This is a genomic window from Rathayibacter sp. AY2B3, from assembly GCF_002931755.1.
GTDB lineage: Bacteria > Actinomycetota > Actinomycetes > Actinomycetales > Microbacteriaceae > Rathayibacter.
Window position 1 is genome coordinate 22,507 of record NZ_PSUG01000039.1, and the last position, 16,248, is coordinate 38,754.

Below are 16,248 nucleotides of genomic sequence, written 5' to 3' on the forward strand. Positions count from 1 at the left end.
GCGGGGCGCGGAGGCCGAGCCCCTCAGGCCTCGCGCGTGATCTCGACGCGGACGAAGAGCTTCGACGAGCGCGGGCCCGCGAACACCCCGCGCAGCGGCGCGATGTCGTTGTAGTCGCGGCCCCGGCCGACGATGACGTGGCGGTCGCCGATGTCGATCAGGTTGGTCGGGTCGTAGCCGCGCCACGCGCCTCCGCAGAACCACTCGACCCAGGCGTGCGACTCCCCCACCACGGTCTCGCCGATCTCGGCGTGCGGCTTGGGGTGCAGGTAGCCCGAGACGTAGCGCGCCGGGATGCCCACCGAGCGCAGCGCCCCGAGGACGATGTGGGTGATGTCCTGGCAGACGCCCTCGCGCGCGGTCCACGACTCGGTCGCCGTGGAGTGCACCCCCGTGACGCCCTGGCGGTAGGTCATCGCCCGGCCGATGGTCTCGGCGATCGTCAGCGCGGCCTCGCACGGCCCGGCGGCCTCGTCGGCCAGAGAGCGGGCCAGCGCCGAGAGGTCCTCCGGCGGCGCGGTGCGGTGGGTCTGCTTCGACTGCTCCACGTACTCGGTGCGCGTCTCGACCTGGTCGGACAGCTGCTCCCAGCCGGTGGGGTGGTCCGGGTGCTGCTTCGGCCGGATCTCGACGAGCGAGGTCGCCGTCAGCGAGAGCTCGCGGTGCGCGTCGAGCACGTCGAAGGACGAGACGCGGGTGCCCCAGTAGTCGGTGTAGGCGTGCACCGAGGTCACCGGTCGGATGTCGAGGTTCGAGAACAGCACCAGCTGCCCGTCGGAGGAGGCGGGGAGCATCCGCGCCTCGTTGTAGGACGCGACCACGTCTCCCGCGTAGGTGAAGCCCGTGGTGTGCCTGATGCGCAGCCTGCTCACAGCGCCTCCCCGATCCAGCTCGGCATGACGTTGGTGGGGAAGTACCGCTGGCGGATCGCCTCGGAGGCGGCCGAGGTCGCCTCCTGCACGCTGTCCATGTGCCGCGGAAGGTCCTCGAGGATGTCGGTGATCGGCCGGAACTCCAGCTCGCTGCGGATCCGCCCGAGCACGCGCTGCGCGTCGCCGGAGTGGCCGATGCGACCGGTGCGCGGCTCGATGTCGCGCATGCACATCTCCGCCCGCGAGACCGAGAAGAGGATCGAGCGCGGGAAGAGCCGGTCCAGGAGGAGGAACTCGGCCGCGTTCCGCGCGCTCGGCACGCCCCGGTAGGTGCGCAGGTAGGCCTCGTAGGCGCCGCAGGAGCGGAGGATCGTGGTCCAGGAGGGGCCGCTCGCCTCGGTCAGCGAGCGGGTGGCGAGCAGACGGGCGGTCATGTCGGCGCGCTCGATCGAGCGGCCGAGCGTGAAGAACTGCCAGGCCTCGTCGCGCGAGGTCGCCGACTCGATGATGCCCACGGCGAGGGCGGAGCGCTCGCGCACCCAGCTGAAGAACTCCGAGACCCGCTCGCCCGAGACACGGCGCGGCATCCGGGTGCGCGTGGTGTTGAGGCACTCCCAGAGCTCGGTCGAGACGATCTCGCGAGCCCGGCGTGCGTTCTCGCGGGCCGCACCGAGCGAGTAGGCGATCGAGGCGGGGTTCGTGCGGTCGATCGCGAGGATCGCCAGCACGTCGGCGCGGGTGATCTCGCGCATGTCGTCGGGCGGGGTCGAGCCCATCACCGACAGGAGCGAGCGGCAGGCCGTGTCCTCGTCGATCCACGGGTCCTCGAGCAGGAGCTGGAGGTGGACGTCGAGGATGCGGGCGGTGCCGTCGGACCGCTCGATGTAGCGGCCGATCCAGAACAGCGACTCGGCGATCCGGGAGAGCATCAGTCGTCCTCCCCCGCCGCGAGCGTTTGCTGCTGCTGCTGCTGGTCCTGGTCGGTGTTCGGCGCGTCCTGCGGCGAGTGGTCGGGCGTGTGGTTGAGCGGGTAGACGATCGGGATGGAGCTGGTGACCGCGGCCTGCTCGGCGACCAGCGCCTGGATGTCGCGCGCCTCGGGCTCGGCGCTGCGCGCCTCCTCGAGGCCGACCACCCAGGTGTCCTTCGATCCGCCGCCCTGCGACGAGTTGACGACGAGCTGCCCCTCCGGGAGCGCGACGCGGGTCAGCCCGCCGGGCAGCACCCAGACGTCGGTGCCGTCGTTCACGGCGAAGGGCCGCAGGTCGGCGTGCCGGGGGCGCATCCCGTCGTCGACGAGGGTGGGGATGGTGGAGAGCTGCACGACCGGCTGCGCGATCCACCCGCGCGGGTCCGCCTGGAGGCGGGAGCGCAGCTCCGCGAGCTCCTTCGCCGAGGCGGCCGGCCCGACGACCAGGCCCTTGCCGCCGGAGCCGTCGACCGGCTTCACGACGAGCTCGTCGAGGCGGTCGAGCACCTCCTCGAGGGCTCCCGGGTCCTCCAGGCGCCACGTGTCGACGTTCTTGATCACCGGCTCCTCCGAGAGGTAGTAGCGGATGAGGTCGGGCAGGTAGGTGTAGACGAGCTTGTCGTCGGCGACGCCGTTGCCGACCGCGTTGGCGATCGTCACGTTCCCGAGGCGGGCCGCGAGCATCAGCCCGGGCGAGCCGAGCATCGAGTCGGCACGGAACTGCAGCGGATCGAGGAACTCGTCGTCCACGCGGCGGTAGATCACGTCGACCCGGGTCGGGCCGGAGGTGGTGCGCATGAACACCTTGCCGCCCGTGCAGAACAGGTCGCGGCCCTCGACCAGCTCGACGCCCATGAGACGGGCCAGGAGGGTGTGCTCGAAGTAGGCGGAGTTGTAGACGCCCGGGGTGAGCACGACCACGGTCGGATCGTCGACGCCCTCGGGGGCGGAGGCGCGGAGGGCCTGCAGCAGCTTGTTCGGATAGTCGCCGACCGGGCGCACCCGCATCGACACGAACAGCTCGGGCAGCGTCTGCGCCATCACCCGGCGGTTCGAGATGACGTAGGAGACGCCGGAGGGCACGCGGACGTTGTCCTCGAGGACCCGCCAGCCGCCCTTCTCGTCGCGGATCAGGTCGATCCCGGACACCTGGATCCGCACGCCGTTGGCGGGGACGATGCCCGCCGCCTGCCGGTGGAAGTGGCTGGAGCTCGAGATCAGCCCGGCGGGGATCACGCCGTCGGCCACGGCGTTCTGCGGGCCGTAGACGTCGGCGAGGAAGGCCTCGAGAGCACGGACCCGCTGCTTGATGCCGGTCTGCACCTCGTTCCACTCGGCGCGCTCGATGACCCGGGGGACGGCGTCGAGGGGGAACGGCCGCTCCTCCCCCGCGAAGTCGAACGTGACGCCCTGCGCGAGGTAGGAGGAGGCGAGAGCGTCGGTGCGGCCGCGCAGCTCCTCCTGGGTCATCCGCGCGAGCGAGGAGTAGATGTCGCGGTAGGCGCCGCGGACCCCGTCGGGGCCTCCGGTCGACGCCACGTCGGCGAACATCTCGTCCCAGGGGGCGGCGCCCGTGTCGGGCCGCTCGACCTTCTGGGACCCGTATCCGTCGAAGAGGTCACCCATGGCACGACTCTAGTGCGGGGCGTATTGCGGGGATGTTTCGGGCGGCGAGGGAACCCCGCACCGTCGAGGGATCCTGCTGCTGCGGGCTCCCTCGACGGTCAGGGGTTCCCTCGACGGCGGTCGGGAATACGGTGGGCCGGGCGTGGTTGAATGAGGATGTACATGCAAACGCATGGACCAGGCCCCACCGGGCCGGAGGACAGAAGGAGCGCCTGATGCAGTTCGGCATCTTCACGGTCAGCGACATCACGACCGACCCCACGACCGGACGGACCCCGTCCGAGTCCGAGAAGATCCAGGCGACCCTCGCGATCGCGCTGAAGGCGGAGGAGATCGGCCTCGACGTCTTCGCCCTGGGCGAGCACCACAACCCGCCGTTCTGGTCCTCCTCCCCCACCACCACGCTCGGCTACCTCGCGGCGAAGACCGAGAGGATCACGCTCTCCACCGCGATGGCCCTCATCACCACGAACGACCCGGTGAAGCTCGCCGAGGACTACGCGATGCTCCAGCACCTCGCCGGCGGCCGCGTCGACCTGATGCTCGGCCGCGGCAACACCGGCCCCGTCTACCCGTGGTTCGGCAAGGACATCCGCCGCGGCATCGAGCTGACGATCGAGAACTACGACCTGCTGCACCGCCTGTGGACGGAGGACTTCGTCGACTGGGAGGGCCAGTTCCGCACTCCCCTCCAGGGCTTCCAGTCGACTCCGCGCCCCCTCGACGGCGTCGCGCCGTTCGTGTGGCACGGATCGATCCGCTCCCCGCAGATCGCCGAGCAGGCCGCCTACTACGGCGACGGCTTCTTCGCGAACCACATCTTCTGGCCCGCCTCGCACACCCAGAAGATGGTGCAGCTCTACCGCCAGCGCTTCGAGCACTACGGCCACGGGACCGCCGACCAGGCGATCGTGGGCCTCGGCGGGCAGATCTTCCTGGCGAAGAACTCGCAGGACGCCGTCTCGCAGTTCCGCCCCTACTTCGACAACGCCCCCGTCTACGGCCACGGCCCCTCGCTCGAGGACTTCACGGAGCAGACCCCGCTCACGGTCGGCTCCCCGCAGCAGATCATCGACCGCACCCTCGGCTTCCGCGAGTACGTCGGCGACTACCAGCGCCAGCTGTTCCTGATGGACCACGCGGGACTCCCGCTGAAGACCGTCCTGGAGCAGATGGACATGCTCGGCGAGATCCTCCCCGCCCTGCGCGCCGGGTTCGCCGGGGGCCGCCCCTCGCACGTGCCCGACGCCCCCACCCACTCCTCCCTCGTGGCCGCGCGCGACGCGCAGCCCGCGGCCGAGCCCGTCACCGTCTAGTCAGGAGCTCTTCATGGACACCCGCAGGATCACCGTCCTCTCGGCCGGCCTCAGCCAGCCGTCCTCGACCCGGCTGCTCGCCGACCGCCTGGCCGACGCCGCCGAGTCCTCTCTCGCCGAGCAGGGCTTCGCCGTCGAGCGGAGCGTCGTGGAGCTGCGCGACCTCGCGCACGACGTCACGAACAACCTCCTCACCGGCTTCGCGAGCCCCGCTCTGCAGACCGCGCTCGACGCGGTCGCCGGCGCCGACGGACTGATCGCCGTCACGCCGATCTTCACGACCAGCTACAGCGGGCTCTTCAAGTCGTTCGTCGACGTGCTCGACACGGAGGCGCTGCGCGGCCTGCCCGTGCTGCTGGCGGCCACGGGCGGCTCCCCCCGCCACTCCCTGGCGGTCGACTACGCGATGCGGCCGCTCTTCACCTACCTGCACGCGGCGCCCCTCGCGACCACCGTGTTCGCGGCGACGGACGACTGGGGCGGAGCGACGGAGGACGGCCGGGCGCTGCCCTCGCGCATCGAGCGCGCCGGCCGCGAGCTGGCCGCTGAGGCCGCCCGATCCTCCCGCTCGGGCTCCGCGCCCGACCCGTGGGCGCTCGACGGCTCGTTCGAGGGGATGCTCGGCCGCCGGAGCTGACCGGCGCGGATCGGCCGCTCTTCTCATAGAACGGCCGATCCGTCCAGCAGCGAATCCGCGGCTTCCGCGGAGATAGCCTCCCTGCGGGAGCCTGCCGTGGCCCCCGGAAGGAGGCCGACATGGGCCTGAACAGCAGGGCGCTCCCGGCGGGCGCCGTCGACCTCTCGCCACTGCGCCGGACGGTCCTGGACCGCCGGCGCTTCCTCGGAGCGCTCGGAGTGGCCGCCTCCGTCCCGGTGCTCGCGGGCTGCGGCTTCGCGCCGGCCGGCCCGGCCGCCGACGCCGGCAGCGACACCCTGACCTTCACCACCTGGGGCACCGACGCCGAGCTGGCCGGCTTCCAGCGGGCGATCGACGCGTTCCAGTCGGCGAACGCCGGCGCCACCGTGACCCTCAACGCGGTCCCCTACGAGCAGATGTTCACCAACATCGACGCGCAGCTGCAGGCGGGCAATCCGCCGGACGTCTTCCGGGTCCCGTACTACACGTTCGGCAGCTACGCCGGGCGCGACCAGCTCCTCGACCTCTCGTCCTACCTCGACTCCGACGTCGCCGACCGCTTCACAGAGGCGGCGTGGGCCGCGGTCCAGAGCAACGGCAGCCCGTTCGGAGTCCCCCATCACACCGACACCTCACTGATCCTCTACAACACGCAGGTGCTCGCCGACGCGGGCGTCACCTCGTTCCCCACCTCGCCCGAGGAGGCGTGGACCTGGGAGGAGTTCACCGAGGTCGGGCAGAAGCTGCGCGCCTCGCTCCCCGCCGAGCGCTACCCCTTCGCCTACAACTGGCAGGGCAACGGAGTCACGCGCTGGCTCAGCCTGCTCTTCCAGGCCGACGGCCGCTTCCTCACCGAGGACCTGTCCGGGCCTGCGATCGACTCCGCCGCCGGCCGTGCCGCGATCGACTTCAGCCGCAGCTTCTTCACCGACGGCCTCGTGCCGCCGAGCAGCTCGGTGCAGGCGACCACCTACGCCAGCGACCTCTGGTACTCGCAGACCACCGCGATGACCTTCGCCGGCGCGTTCCTCATCCCCGACGCCGACTCCACCCTCGACTTCGAGTGGGGTGCCACCTACTCGCCGCGCGACGTCCGCGGAGGCGGCGACTTCGGCGGCAACGCCCTCGTCGCGACCAAGGCCGCGAAGAACCCGGAGCTGGCCGCGTCCTTCCTCGCATTCGTGACGGAGGAGGAGGCGATGCGCGACTTCTGCGCCGGAGCCTCCCTCCTCCCCACGCGCCGCGACCTCACGGAGTCGGGCATCGAGTTCGCCGTGCGCCCCGAGCTCGCCGAGGTGTTCCTCGGGCAGGCGGGCACCGTCCAGGCGTCCGACTCGGCGCAGGTCGCCTCGCCCGACATGGCCGCGATCATCACGGTGCTCAAGGAGCAGCTGGAGCAGGCCTTCGTCGGCGGGCGCAGCACCGAGGACACCATCGCCGGCCTCACCTCCGGCATCGCTGCCGCGACGCAGTGAGCCGGTCGGTCCTCGCGCCGGAGGCGGTGACCGCCCGCCCCCGGCGCACCTCTCGCGCCCCCGCCCGCGAGACGGCGGCCGCCTACGCGTTCCTCGCGCCGAACCTGCTGATGCTCGGCCTGTTCGTGTTCGTCCCCCTGGGCGGTGCGTTCCTGATCGGCTTCCAGCGGACCAACGGCTTCGGCGACGGCGTCTTCGTCGGGCTCGACAACTACGCGCGCCTGCTCGGCGACGGCCTCTTCTGGCGCTCGACGCTGAACACGGCGCTGTTCACCCTGATCGTGACCCCGCTCTCGATGGCGCTGGGCCTCGGCGCGGCGGTGCTGATGAACTCCGTGCTGCCCGCGCGGCCGGTGTTCCGCAGCATCCTCATCCTGCCGATGGCGGTCTCCGGCGTGGCGACGGCGCTGATGGGCGTGCTGATCTTCGACGAGAACAGCGGCGTGCTCGACGGCATGCTGCAGACCATCGGCCTCCCCCGCATCGCCTGGCAGTCGGGCGGAGCGGCGGCCTTCGCCTCCGTGGTGCTGGTCACCCTGTGGTGGCGCACCGGCTTCAACATGCTGATCTACCTGGCGGGGCTGCAGGGGGTGAACCCGGCGCTCTACGAGGCGGCCCGGCTCGACGGAGCGAACGCGTGGCAGCAGTTCCGACACGTGACACTGCCGCTGGTCGGCCCGTCGTCGTTCTTCCTGCTCATCCTCAACGTCATCTACTCGTTCCAGGTGTTCGACATCGTCTTCGTGCTCACCGGCGGCGGGCCGCAGAACGCGACCTCGGTGCTCGTGACCTACGCCTACGACACCGGGTTCGTCACCCGCGACCAGGGCTACGCCGCGGCCATCGGCATCGTGCTGCTGATCCTGACCATGGTCTTCACCGCGGTGCAGTGGCGCACCAACCGCTCGAGGGACCTCGTCGAATGATCCGCACCTCGCGCACGGCGCGCCTGCTCCGCCTCGCTCTCGCCCTCGGCGTCTCGGTCGTCATCGTCTTCCCGCTGTACTGGATGATCGTCGTCGCGTTCTCCTCGCGGTCCGAGCTGCTCGGCGGCACCCTCCGCCTCTGGCCGCGCGAGCTGACGCTGGTGAACTTCGAGCGCGTGTTCTCGTCGTTCCCGGTGGCGACCTGGTTCGGCAACTCCCTCGCGATCAGCCTCGTCACCGCGCTGATCACCGTGACGATCAACCTGCTCGGCGGCTACGCCTTCGCGCAGCTGCGGTTCCGCGGATCCGGCGTGCTCTTCCTCCTGGCCCTGTCGACACTCACTCTGCCCGTGCAGGTGATCATGGTGGCGCTGTTCCGGCTCGTCACCGACCTCGGGCTCTACGGGAGCTACTGGGCGGTGATCCTGCCGACGGCGGCCTCGGCGTTCGGGCTGTTCCTGGCGCGGCAGTTCATTCTCGCGATCCCGCGGGATCTCATCGAGGCGGCCCGGATCGACGGCGCCGGCCACTTCCGCGTGTTCACGGCCATCGTGCTCCCCCTCTCGAAGCCGCTGATCGCCGTGCTCTTCTTCATGTCGCTGCTCGGCTCCTGGAACGACTTCGCCTGGCCGCTCATCGCCCTGAAGGAGAACGCGCTCTTCACGCTCCCGATCGGCCTGCTCTTCCTCCAGGGGCAGTTCGGCAGCGACTACGGAGCGACCATGGCGTTCGCCCTGGTGAACGTCGTGCCGATGGTGGTGCTGTTCCTGGTGTTCCAGCGCTACTTCGTGCAGGGCTTCGCGCGCAGCGGCCTCCGCTGACTCCGCGGCGGGGGGTGCGGATCGGTGCGCTGAGCGGCCATTCGTCCCCCCGTCCGGGGCCCGGAGTGTCAATCCCCCCGTTCCGCCGACCCGGCCGGCGCCGCCCAGGGGTACGGTCGTCCCAGGCGCCCATCTCGTGCGCTCCTGAGGGCACCGTTCGAGCGGAAGGCGGGATCGCCATGAGTACCGTCGCCGCGAACGCCGCCCAGCAGAAGGTGGCCGGCCGCTACTACCTGATCGAGCGGATCGGCTCCGGCGGGATGGGCTCGGTCTACCGGGCCCGCGACGAGACCGTCCAGCGCGAGGTCGCCGTGAAGGTCTTCCGCGCGGAGGCCTCGAACCCCGAGGACGTGGCCCGCCAGGAGCGCGAGGTGCGGATGCTGAGCTCCTTCGCCCACCCCGGCATCGTCAACCTCTTCGACGCGGGGCTGCACAACTTCGGCGGCGAGGTCCGCCGCTACGTCGTGATGGAGCTCGTCGCCGACCCCACGATGGAGGCGCGGCTCGAGGCCGGCCCCCTCCCGGCGGCGGAGGTCGCGGCGATCGGCACGCAGCTCGCGGAGGCCCTGGCCTACCTGCACGAGCGCGGTGTCGTGCACCGCGACGTGAAGCCCGCGAACATCCTGGTCAGCGAGGTCGCCTCCAGCGGCTACGCCCGCACCGCCAAGCTCACCGACTTCGGCGTGGCCCACTTCATGGACGGCTCCCGCCTCACCAGCGACGGCGTGGTGATCGGCACCGCGAGCTTCGTCAGCCCGGAGCAGGTCGCGGGCGAGCCGATCAGCGGGGCGAGCGACGTCTTCTCCCTCGGCCTGGTCCTCCTCGAGGCGATCACCGGCCACCGCGAGTACTCGGGCACCGTCCTCGAGGCGGCGATCGCGCGGCTCCACCGCAGCCCCTCCGTGCCCGACTCCCTGCCGGCGGAGTGGCGGGCGCTGCTGACCTCGATGACGCAGCGGGACCCGGAGAAGCGGCCGACCGCCGACGAGGTCGCTCACCGCCTCCGGGGCGGGATGGCCGCGGGCTCGGCTGCAGCCGTGCCGATCGCGCCGGACTCGCGCGCGGCACGGATCCGGCGCTCCGTGATCATCGGCTCGAGCGTGGTCGGCGTCGGCGCGATCGCGGCGCTGTCGTGGATGCTCGGAGCGCTCGCCGGTCGCTGACCGACCGGGCGCGGGGCCCTAGGCCTCGCCGGGGAACGCGGGACGGAGCACGATCCGGGTCCAGGCGCCCACGTAGATCCGGTCGCCCTCCTCGATCTCACGGCGCTGACCGGCGGCGATCGGCGACTGCGGGAGCGGCGCCCCGGCCGGTGCGAGGTACGTGCCGTTCGCCGACTGCAGGTCCTCGACCCACCAGCGGTAGCCGTCGGTGCTGAGCTGGCAGTGGCGGCGCGACACACCGGAGTCGGATCCGCAGTCCACCTGCGGCGAGATGCCGCGGGAGACGGACGGGCGTCCGACGAGCAGGGTGCGCTCGCGGAGGACGACGGTCGCGGGCGGGCCCGGCGAGGGCATCGGGTCGTCGGCGCGCTGCTCGGCGTACCACTCCGGGTCGACCCAGAGCTCGGCGATCCACGGGCGGTCCGGGTCCGCGGAGGCGGCGGCGGGCCGGGCGGAGCCGGTGGCCGGTGAGGACGCGGCCTCCTCCTCCGGTGCTGAGGCGCCGGGGGCCGCTCCGGGCGCTGCGGCCTCCGGTGCTGCCGCCTCCGGGATCACCTCGGTCACCGGAGCGGCGGGCGGCGCGGTCGCGACGGGGGTGTCGAAGCCGGCCTCCTGCTCCGGGACCAGCTCAGTCGGAGCCGCGGGATCGGCCTGCGGCGCGGGCGCCTCGCCCAGGTGCTGGGCCGGGTCCCCCGACGGCGTCGCGGAGCCGCCGACCTCACCCGGAGCGCGCACGGCGCCGGAGGAGGTGAACGGATCCGCCTCGGGGAGGGAGCCGGTCGTGAAGTCGTAGCCGCAGTTCTCGCAGAACAGGGCGCCGGCCTCGTTCGGGAACGAGCAGTGCGGGCAGACCGAGGGGCCGGTCGGGATCGCCGTGGTCGGCGCGGCAGGAGCGGGCGACGGGGCCGCGGCGGCACCGATGGGCGCCCCGCAGACGTCGCAGTAGTCTCCGGACCGGGAGGTGTGCCCCTCGGGGCAGCGGAAGCTCACTTGCGCACCCGCGTGGTCTTGGTCGATGCGGTGTCCAGCGCCATCTCGTCGAGGCGGTCGACGCCGCGCTTGAGCCGCACAGTGCCCTCGTTCGGGTTGTCGATCTCGACGACCTTCCGCAGCTTCGCGGTCGCCTCGTCGTTCCCGGTGACGGAGGCGAGCTGCACCGCCCGCCCGAGCTTGACCGTGGCGGTCGCCTCGTCCCCCCGGGCCTTGGCCGCGAGCCCGTCCTGGATCGCCGAGGCGAGCTCGGTCTGACCCGTGTAGTGGGCGACGGCCGGATCGATGCGGGCGGTCAGGGCGGAGTCGTCCGTCCAGCGCGCCTTCACCAGGGCGGAGGCGACCACCTCGTCGCGCACGCTGAGCTGCACCCTCGCGGCGAGCTGCTCCGAGCCGACCGGCTTCGAGGCGACCCGGACCGCCACGTGGTACTCCCGCGACTCGTCGCCCCAGGCGCCGGTCGGGTAGGCGCCGGTGAGCGGGTTCACGGCGTTCCGCCGGGAGCTGAGGTCCTCGAGGTTCGGCGCGACCTGGCGGACGAAGAGCAGCTGCGCGCCCTGCGGAGTCCAGACGCGGAGCTCGCCGTTCGCGACTCCCCGGCCCATCGACGCCCGCATCAGCGACTCGAAGTCGGCGGCCATGTCGGCCGGGTTCGCGATCAGGCCCACGGTGCCCAGCAGGGCGCTCGCGATGGTGCGCGCCTCCTCGACGATCCAGCGGGAGCCGACGCCGCGCACGTCGCACTGGAAGTCGCCCGACGCCGCGCGGATCGCCGCGTCCAGCTGCATCCGCGACTCGTGCTCGTTCTTGCCGTCGGTGAGGAGGATCGCGTGCCGCTGCGTCGCCTCCGGCACGGTGGCGAACAGCTGGCGGGCGAGGGTCAGCCAGGTGCCCATCGCGGTGCCGCCGTCGGCCTGGAGGTAGCCGATCGCCTCCTTCGCCGCGGCGCGCGCGCCCGGCTCCATCCGCACCATCGAGACGGTGGCGTTGGGGTACGGGAAGGCGCGGTCGGCGCGCTCGGATCCGGCCACGACGGCGAAGAAGGTGCCGTCGAGGATCTGGTCGACGGCCACGGCGGCGGCGCGCTTGGCGGCCGTCATGTTCTCACCGGTCATCGATCCGGAGCAGTCCACGATGATGATCTCGGCCGCGGCTCCATCGGACCCGGCGACCCCCGTGCCGGACGCGGTCACCGTGACGATGGCGTGCACGTCGGTGGCGCCGTCCGAGAGGAACTCGTTCTGGAAAACACTCGCGCTGAACTCCGCCATTCCGGCAGTTTACGGGGACGCCCGGCCCGAGCGGCCCTCCATCGCCGAGGATCGGCCGGGCATCGCGGCCGGACGCCTGCGCGACAGCTGTCGGGACGAGCGGAGGCGGATCGACCGCCGCCGGAGCGCCCCCGTCAAGCCCACCGCCGCCGGACGCCGCCGGTGCCAGGGTGGAGCCGTGCCTCCCTGGACCCTCGCCCTCGCCAGCGGCGCCATCGGCGGCGCCACCCTCCTGATCGGCGCCGCGCTCGCCTGGTTCGTGCGCGTGCCCCCGAAGCTCACCGCCGCGATCTCGGCGTTCGGAGCAGGGGTGCTGATCTCGGCGCTCGCCTACGAGCTCGTGCAGGAGGCGGCGGAGGACGGCGGACTGCTCCCGACGATCCTGGGGACGCTCGCGGGAGCCGTCGTCTTCGTCGGGGCCGACGCGCTGCTCACCCGCGCCGGCGCGGGGAACCGCAAGAGCGCGAAGGGGTCGGGCGGAGGAGGCGGCGCGGCGATCGCGGCGGGAGCGCTCATCGACGGCGTCCCCGAATCGATCGTGCTCGGCCTCTCGGTCGCCCAGGGCGGTGCGGGAGCGGCGATCAGCGTGCCCATCGTCGCCGCGGTCGCGATCTCGAACCTCCCCGAGGGTCTGTCCTCCACGGTCGGGATGAAGGCCGACGGCCGCTCCGCCCGCTACGTCTTCACCGTCTGGGGCGGGATCGCCGCGATCTCGGCCGCCGCGGCGCTGGTCGGCTTCCTGGTCTTCGCCACCGCACCGGGCGCGGTCGTGGCCTTCGTGACGACCGTCGCCGCCGGCGCGATCCTCGCCATGATCTCCAACACGATGATCCCCGAGGCGTTCGACCGCGACGACGTGCTCACCGGGCTGTACGCCGTGCTGGGATTCGTGACGGCGTTCGCGCTGCATGCGGCGTCGTCGTGAGCGCCACTCCCCGCGCGGACGAACGGGGGGATGTGCGATGTGCAGGGGATCCGGAGGCATCTCGGCCCCTCAGGCGGAGGAGAGCGCTCCCGTGTGAGGATCCCCTGCAGATCGCACACCCGGGTGATCGAGCAGGGCGGAGTCAGCCGCTGAAGGCGGTGAGAGCGTCGTCGAGGATGCCGAGGCCGCGGGCGACCTCGGCAGGGGTGATGACGGCCGGCGGGACCACGTGGATCCGGTTGTCGGCGGTGAAGGGCAGGAGGCCGCGGGACAGCAGGTCGGCCTTGAGGCGGGCGACGGAGGCCGCAGGCAGCGGGGTGCGTGCGGCCTGGTCGGTCACGAGCTCGAGCGCCCAGAACACTCCGGAGCCGCGGACCTCGCCGATCAGGTCGTGCTTCGCCTCGAGCGCCGCCAGGCCCGGGGCCAGGTGCTCCGAGCCGATGGTGCGCGCGTTGTCGACGATCCCTTCCTCCTCCATCGCCTCGAGCGTCGCGACGACGCTGGCCGCGGCGAGCGGATGGCCGGAGTAGGTGAGACCGCCGGGGAAGACGCGCTCGTCGAAGTGGTGGGCGATCGGGTCCGAGATGACGACGCCGCCGATCGGGACGTAGCCGGAGTTGACGCCCTTGGCGAAGGTGATCAGGTCGGGACGCACGTCGAAGGCGTCGAAGGCGAACCACTCCCCCGTGCGGCCGAAGCCCGCCATGACCTCGTCGAGGATCAGCTGGATGCCGTAGCGGTCGGCGATCTCGCGCACCCCCGCGAGATAGCCGGGCGGCGGGGTGAGCACACCGGCGGTGCCGGGGATGGTCTCGAGGAGGAACGCGGCGATCGACTCCGGCCCCTCCGCCTGGACGACGCGCTCGAGGTGGTGGAGGGCGCGCTCGCACTCCTGCTCGAGCGTCTCGGCCCAGAACTCGCTGCGGTACAGGTACGGCCCGAAGGCGTGCACGTGCCCGCGGGAGTACTCGTTGGGGATGCGGCGCCAGTCGCCCGTCGAGACGATCGCCGCTCCCGTGTTGCCGTGGTACGAGCGGTACAGCGAGACGACCTTGTCGCGGCCGGTGAACAGCCGCGACATGCGGATCGCGTTCTCGTTCGCGTCCGCGCCGCCGTTGGTGAAGAACACCTTCTCCATGCCCTCGGGTGCCCGCTCGGTGATCAGGCGGGCCGCCTCGGCGCGGGTCTCGTTCGCGTAGGCGGGACCGACGGTGGTGAGGACGCCCGCCTGCTCCTGGATCGCGGCGACGACCTTCGGGTGCTGGTAGCCGATGGTGACGTTCACGAGCTGGCTCGAGAAGTCGAGGTAGCGGGTGCCGTCGACGTCCCAGACCTCGGCGCCGAGGCCGCCCGCGATCGGCAGCGGGTTCAGCGCACCCTGCGCCGACCAGGAGTGGAACACGCGGGACCGGTCTGCGGCGGTGACCGAGGCGTTGTCGCGGACGGTGGGGGCGGTCGAGGACGTCATGCTCCCCATCGTGCCGCGCCCGCCTCAGGAGTGGGCGTGCGGATCCGTCGATCCACGGACCCTACGATGGACGGAACGTCGAAGGGAGCCGCGCATGCCCGCGACCGTCCGCGATCTGCTGGCCGAACCGGCCTTCCGCCTCCGCGTGCTCGCCGGTGTCCACGACGAGGCCGACCTCGACGCCCCTCTGGTCTGGGCGCACTCCTCGGACCTCGTCGATCCGACGCCCTGGCTCGAGTCGGGGCAGCTGCTGCTGACCGACGGCGTCCACTTCACCGGGCACGACACCGCCGAGTTCTCGGAGGAGTACGTCGCCCGGCTGCGCGGCCGCGGCATCCGCGCGCTCGGCTTCGCCACCCGCATCGTGCACGACGAGGTGCCTGCCGCGCTCGTCGCGGCGTGCGAGCGCCAGGGCCTGCCGCTGCTGGAGGTGGCCGAGCTCACCCCGTTCATGGGGATCATCCGCTTCGTCGCCGACGTCATCTCGCGGGAGCAGCGCGAGCGGCTCGAGTGGTCGCTCGAGGCGCAGCGGCGGGTCGCCCGCGCGGCGCTGCGGCCGGACGGGCTCGCGGCGATCCTCACCGAGCTGGAGCGGCAGCTGGACTGCTGGGTCGCCCTCTACGACGCGGCCGGGCAGAGGGTGCATCTGCCCACCCGGCTCGACGTGCCGGCGGAGGAGGCGGTGGCCGCGGCCGCGAGGCACGCGCTGACCCGCGGCAGCCGAGCGGGGCTCCGGCTCGACGACGGCGGCGGAGTGACGCTGCAGACGATCGGGCGCCGCGACCACCTGCGCGGGGTGCTCGCCGTGGGCACGGGCACGCCGCTGGACCCGGCGGGCAGCGACCTGGTGGCGAGCGTCATCGCGTTGGCGAGCATCGCGCTGGAGCAGCGGCGGGCGCTCGACTCCTCCCGTCGCCAGCTGCGCTCCGGACTGCTGGAGCTGCTGGCCGCAGGAGCCTTCGACGTCGCCGAGAGCACCGCACGGCGCCTGGGGAGCCCGCTGCCCGCCGAGCCCGTGCGGGTGGTCGTGCTGAGCGCGCCCGTGCACGGCGACTCGCTCCTCGACGAGCTGGAGGTGATCGCGGAGGAGGACGGCACGCGCCTGTTCTTCGCCGAGAGGGACGGCTCGCTCGTCGCCGTGGCCGCCGCCGACGGACTCGAGCCGCTGACCGCCGTGCTGAAGCGGCACGGCGCGAGCGCCGGCGTCTCCGCCCCGATCGGCTGGTCCGACCTGGACCGGGGCCTCGAGGAGGCGCGGCGCGCCGCCGAGCGGACGGGAGACGGGACGGTGGTCCGCTTCGAGGACGTCGCCGCCGAGGGGATGATCGGGCTCCTCGCCGCCGCCGGAGCCGCACCGCTCGCCCGCCGGATGCTCGCACCGCTGCTGACCCCGGAGGGAGCCGTGCTGCTGGAGAGCGCTCGCGTCTGGCTCCGCCGCAACGGCGCCTGGGAGCCCGCCGCCCGCGACCTCGGCGTGCACCGGCACACCCTCCGCAACCGCATCACCGCCGTCGAGCGCGCCCTCGGCCTCGACCTCGACGACGTCTCCGCCCGCACCGAGCTCTGGACGGCGCTGCGGCTCCACTCATAGCCGATCTCCTCCTGCGTCGTCGATCGGCCGCAGTCGGCTCGGGCAGGTGGCCGCGCCGGGAGGAGCGGGTCGCGTCCCGCGCACGACGATCCGCTCCCACGCGGATCGCCGGTTGCGCTCCGCGGTGCTGGTGCGGCTCTCTCCTCCTGACGTCGTCGATCGCCCGCAGTCGGCGTGGGAGGGTGGTTCCTTCTCGA

General features: G+C 72.4%; 14 protein-coding genes. 8 read left to right on the forward strand and 6 right to left on the reverse strand.

Annotated elements, in window-relative coordinates; all coding sequences use genetic code 11:
* Positions 1–23: 23 nt before the first annotated feature.
* The 3 genes from C5C24_RS13125 to C5C24_RS13135 are packed head-to-tail and all read right to left on the reverse strand — an operon-like array spanning position 24 to position 3,468.
* The gene (locus C5C24_RS13125) at positions 24–872 is read right to left on the reverse strand and encodes a transglutaminase family protein (protein WP_104282240.1); all 849 of its coding nucleotides are present in this window, start codon (positions 870–872) and stop codon (positions 24–26) included.
* Positions 869–1,801 carry an alpha-E domain-containing protein gene (locus C5C24_RS13130; protein ID WP_104276890.1) on the reverse strand — a complete coding sequence of 311 codons (933 nt, stop codon included), beginning with the start codon at positions 1,799–1,801 and terminating at the stop codon, positions 869–871. The genes C5C24_RS13125 and C5C24_RS13130 overlap by 4 nt, the downstream gene beginning before the upstream one ends.
* Positions 1,801–3,468 carry a circularly permuted type 2 ATP-grasp protein gene (locus C5C24_RS13135; RefSeq protein ID WP_104282239.1) on the reverse strand — a complete coding sequence of 556 codons (1,668 nt, stop codon included), beginning with the start codon at positions 3,466–3,468 and terminating at the stop codon, positions 1,801–1,803. The genes C5C24_RS13130 and C5C24_RS13135 overlap by 1 nt, the downstream gene beginning before the upstream one ends.
* A gap of 215 nt (positions 3,469–3,683) precedes the next feature.
* Here C5C24_RS13135 and C5C24_RS13140 point away from each other — a divergent pair, with 215 nt between their 5' ends.
* The 6 genes from C5C24_RS13140 to C5C24_RS13165 all read left to right on the forward strand — a co-directional run bounded on the left by C5C24_RS13140 (position 3,684) and on the right by C5C24_RS13165 (position 9,806).
* Positions 3,684–4,784: an LLM class flavin-dependent oxidoreductase gene (locus C5C24_RS13140; RefSeq protein WP_104305171.1), complete on the forward strand. Its 1,101-nt coding sequence runs from the start codon at positions 3,684–3,686 to the stop codon at positions 4,782–4,784.
* Between the two features lie 13 nt (positions 4,785–4,797).
* Positions 4,798–5,421, forward strand: coding sequence for an FMN reductase (locus C5C24_RS13145; protein WP_104305172.1), 624 nt, complete (start codon positions 4,798–4,800; stop codon positions 5,419–5,421).
* A gap of 119 nt (positions 5,422–5,540) precedes the next feature.
* Entirely contained in the window at positions 5,541–6,896 is a 1,356-nt protein-coding gene (locus C5C24_RS13150; RefSeq protein ID WP_104305173.1) for a sugar ABC transporter substrate-binding protein, read from the forward strand.
* Positions 6,897–6,922: 26 nt separating this feature from the next.
* Positions 6,923–7,822 carry a carbohydrate ABC transporter permease gene (locus tag C5C24_RS13155; protein WP_258065239.1) on the forward strand — a complete coding sequence of 300 codons (900 nt, stop codon included), beginning with the start codon at positions 6,923–6,925 and terminating at the stop codon, positions 7,820–7,822.
* Positions 7,819–8,643 carry a carbohydrate ABC transporter permease gene (locus tag C5C24_RS13160; RefSeq protein WP_104305174.1) on the forward strand — a complete coding sequence of 275 codons (825 nt, stop codon included), beginning with the start codon at positions 7,819–7,821 and terminating at the stop codon, positions 8,641–8,643. Before C5C24_RS13155 ends, C5C24_RS13160 begins: the two co-directional genes overlap by 4 nt.
* A gap of 179 nt (positions 8,644–8,822) precedes the next feature.
* The gene (locus C5C24_RS13165) at positions 8,823–9,806 is read left to right on the forward strand and encodes a serine/threonine-protein kinase (RefSeq protein WP_104276884.1); all 984 of its coding nucleotides are present in this window, start codon (positions 8,823–8,825) and stop codon (positions 9,804–9,806) included.
* A gap of 18 nt (positions 9,807–9,824) precedes the next feature.
* On the opposite strand, the gene C5C24_RS13170 is transcribed toward C5C24_RS13165, so the two are convergent.
* Positions 9,825–10,796: an FHA domain-containing protein gene (locus tag C5C24_RS13170; RefSeq protein ID WP_104305175.1), complete on the reverse strand. Its 972-nt coding sequence runs from the start codon at positions 10,794–10,796 to the stop codon at positions 9,825–9,827.
* Positions 10,793–12,067 carry a VWA domain-containing protein gene (locus C5C24_RS13175; RefSeq protein ID WP_104238603.1) on the reverse strand — a complete coding sequence of 425 codons (1,275 nt, stop codon included), beginning with the start codon at positions 12,065–12,067 and terminating at the stop codon, positions 10,793–10,795. The genes C5C24_RS13170 and C5C24_RS13175 overlap by 4 nt, the downstream gene beginning before the upstream one ends.
* 178 nt (positions 12,068–12,245) lie before the next feature.
* Between C5C24_RS13175 and C5C24_RS13180 the strand changes: the two genes are divergently transcribed.
* Positions 12,246–12,992, forward strand: a complete 747-nt coding sequence (locus tag C5C24_RS13180; protein ID WP_104305176.1) for a ZIP family metal transporter — start codon at positions 12,246–12,248, stop codon at positions 12,990–12,992.
* A gap of 142 nt (positions 12,993–13,134) precedes the next feature.
* Here C5C24_RS13180 and C5C24_RS13185 read toward each other — a convergent pair whose 3' ends face one another.
* Complete coding sequence (locus C5C24_RS13185) at positions 13,135–14,460, reverse strand: aspartate aminotransferase family protein (protein WP_104305177.1); 1,326 nt, start codon at positions 14,458–14,460, stop codon at positions 13,135–13,137.
* A 94-nt stretch (positions 14,461–14,554) separates the two neighbouring features.
* Between C5C24_RS13185 and C5C24_RS13190 the strand changes: the two genes are divergently transcribed.
* Positions 14,555–16,051 (forward strand): PucR family transcriptional regulator, encoded by a 1,497-nt coding sequence (locus C5C24_RS13190; protein ID WP_181135533.1) that lies wholly within the window; start codon positions 14,555–14,557, stop codon positions 16,049–16,051.
* Positions 16,052–16,248 lie beyond the last annotated feature (197 nt).

Bases quoted from the DNA above. Each gene is read 5' to 3' on its own strand.
- C5C24_RS13185 (WP_104305177.1), bottom strand. From the start codon at position 14,460: ATGACGTCCTCGACCGCCCCCACCGTCCGCGACAACGCCTCGGTCACC.
- C5C24_RS13145 (WP_104305172.1), top strand. From the start codon at position 4,798: ATGGACACCCGCAGGATCACCGTCCTCTCGGCCGGCCTCAGCCAGCCG.
- C5C24_RS13160 (WP_104305174.1), top strand. From the start codon at position 7,819: ATGATCCGCACCTCGCGCACGGCGCGCCTGCTCCGCCTCGCTCTCGCC.
- C5C24_RS13130 (WP_104276890.1), bottom strand. From the start codon at position 1,801: ATGCTCTCCCGGATCGCCGAGTCGCTGTTCTGGATCGGCCGCTACATC.
- C5C24_RS13135 (WP_104282239.1), bottom strand. From the start codon at position 3,468: ATGGGTGACCTCTTCGACGGATACGGGTCCCAGAAGGTCGAGCGGCCC.
- C5C24_RS13165 (WP_104276884.1), top strand. From the start codon at position 8,823: ATGAGTACCGTCGCCGCGAACGCCGCCCAGCAGAAGGTGGCCGGCCGC.
- C5C24_RS13175 (WP_104238603.1), bottom strand. From the start codon at position 12,067: ATGGCGGAGTTCAGCGCGAGTGTTTTCCAGAACGAGTTCCTCTCGGAC.
- C5C24_RS13150 (WP_104305173.1), top strand. From the start codon at position 5,541: ATGGGCCTGAACAGCAGGGCGCTCCCGGCGGGCGCCGTCGACCTCTCG.
- C5C24_RS13140 (WP_104305171.1), top strand. From the start codon at position 3,684: ATGCAGTTCGGCATCTTCACGGTCAGCGACATCACGACCGACCCCACG.
- C5C24_RS13190 (WP_181135533.1), top strand. From the start codon at position 14,555: ATGCCCGCGACCGTCCGCGATCTGCTGGCCGAACCGGCCTTCCGCCTC.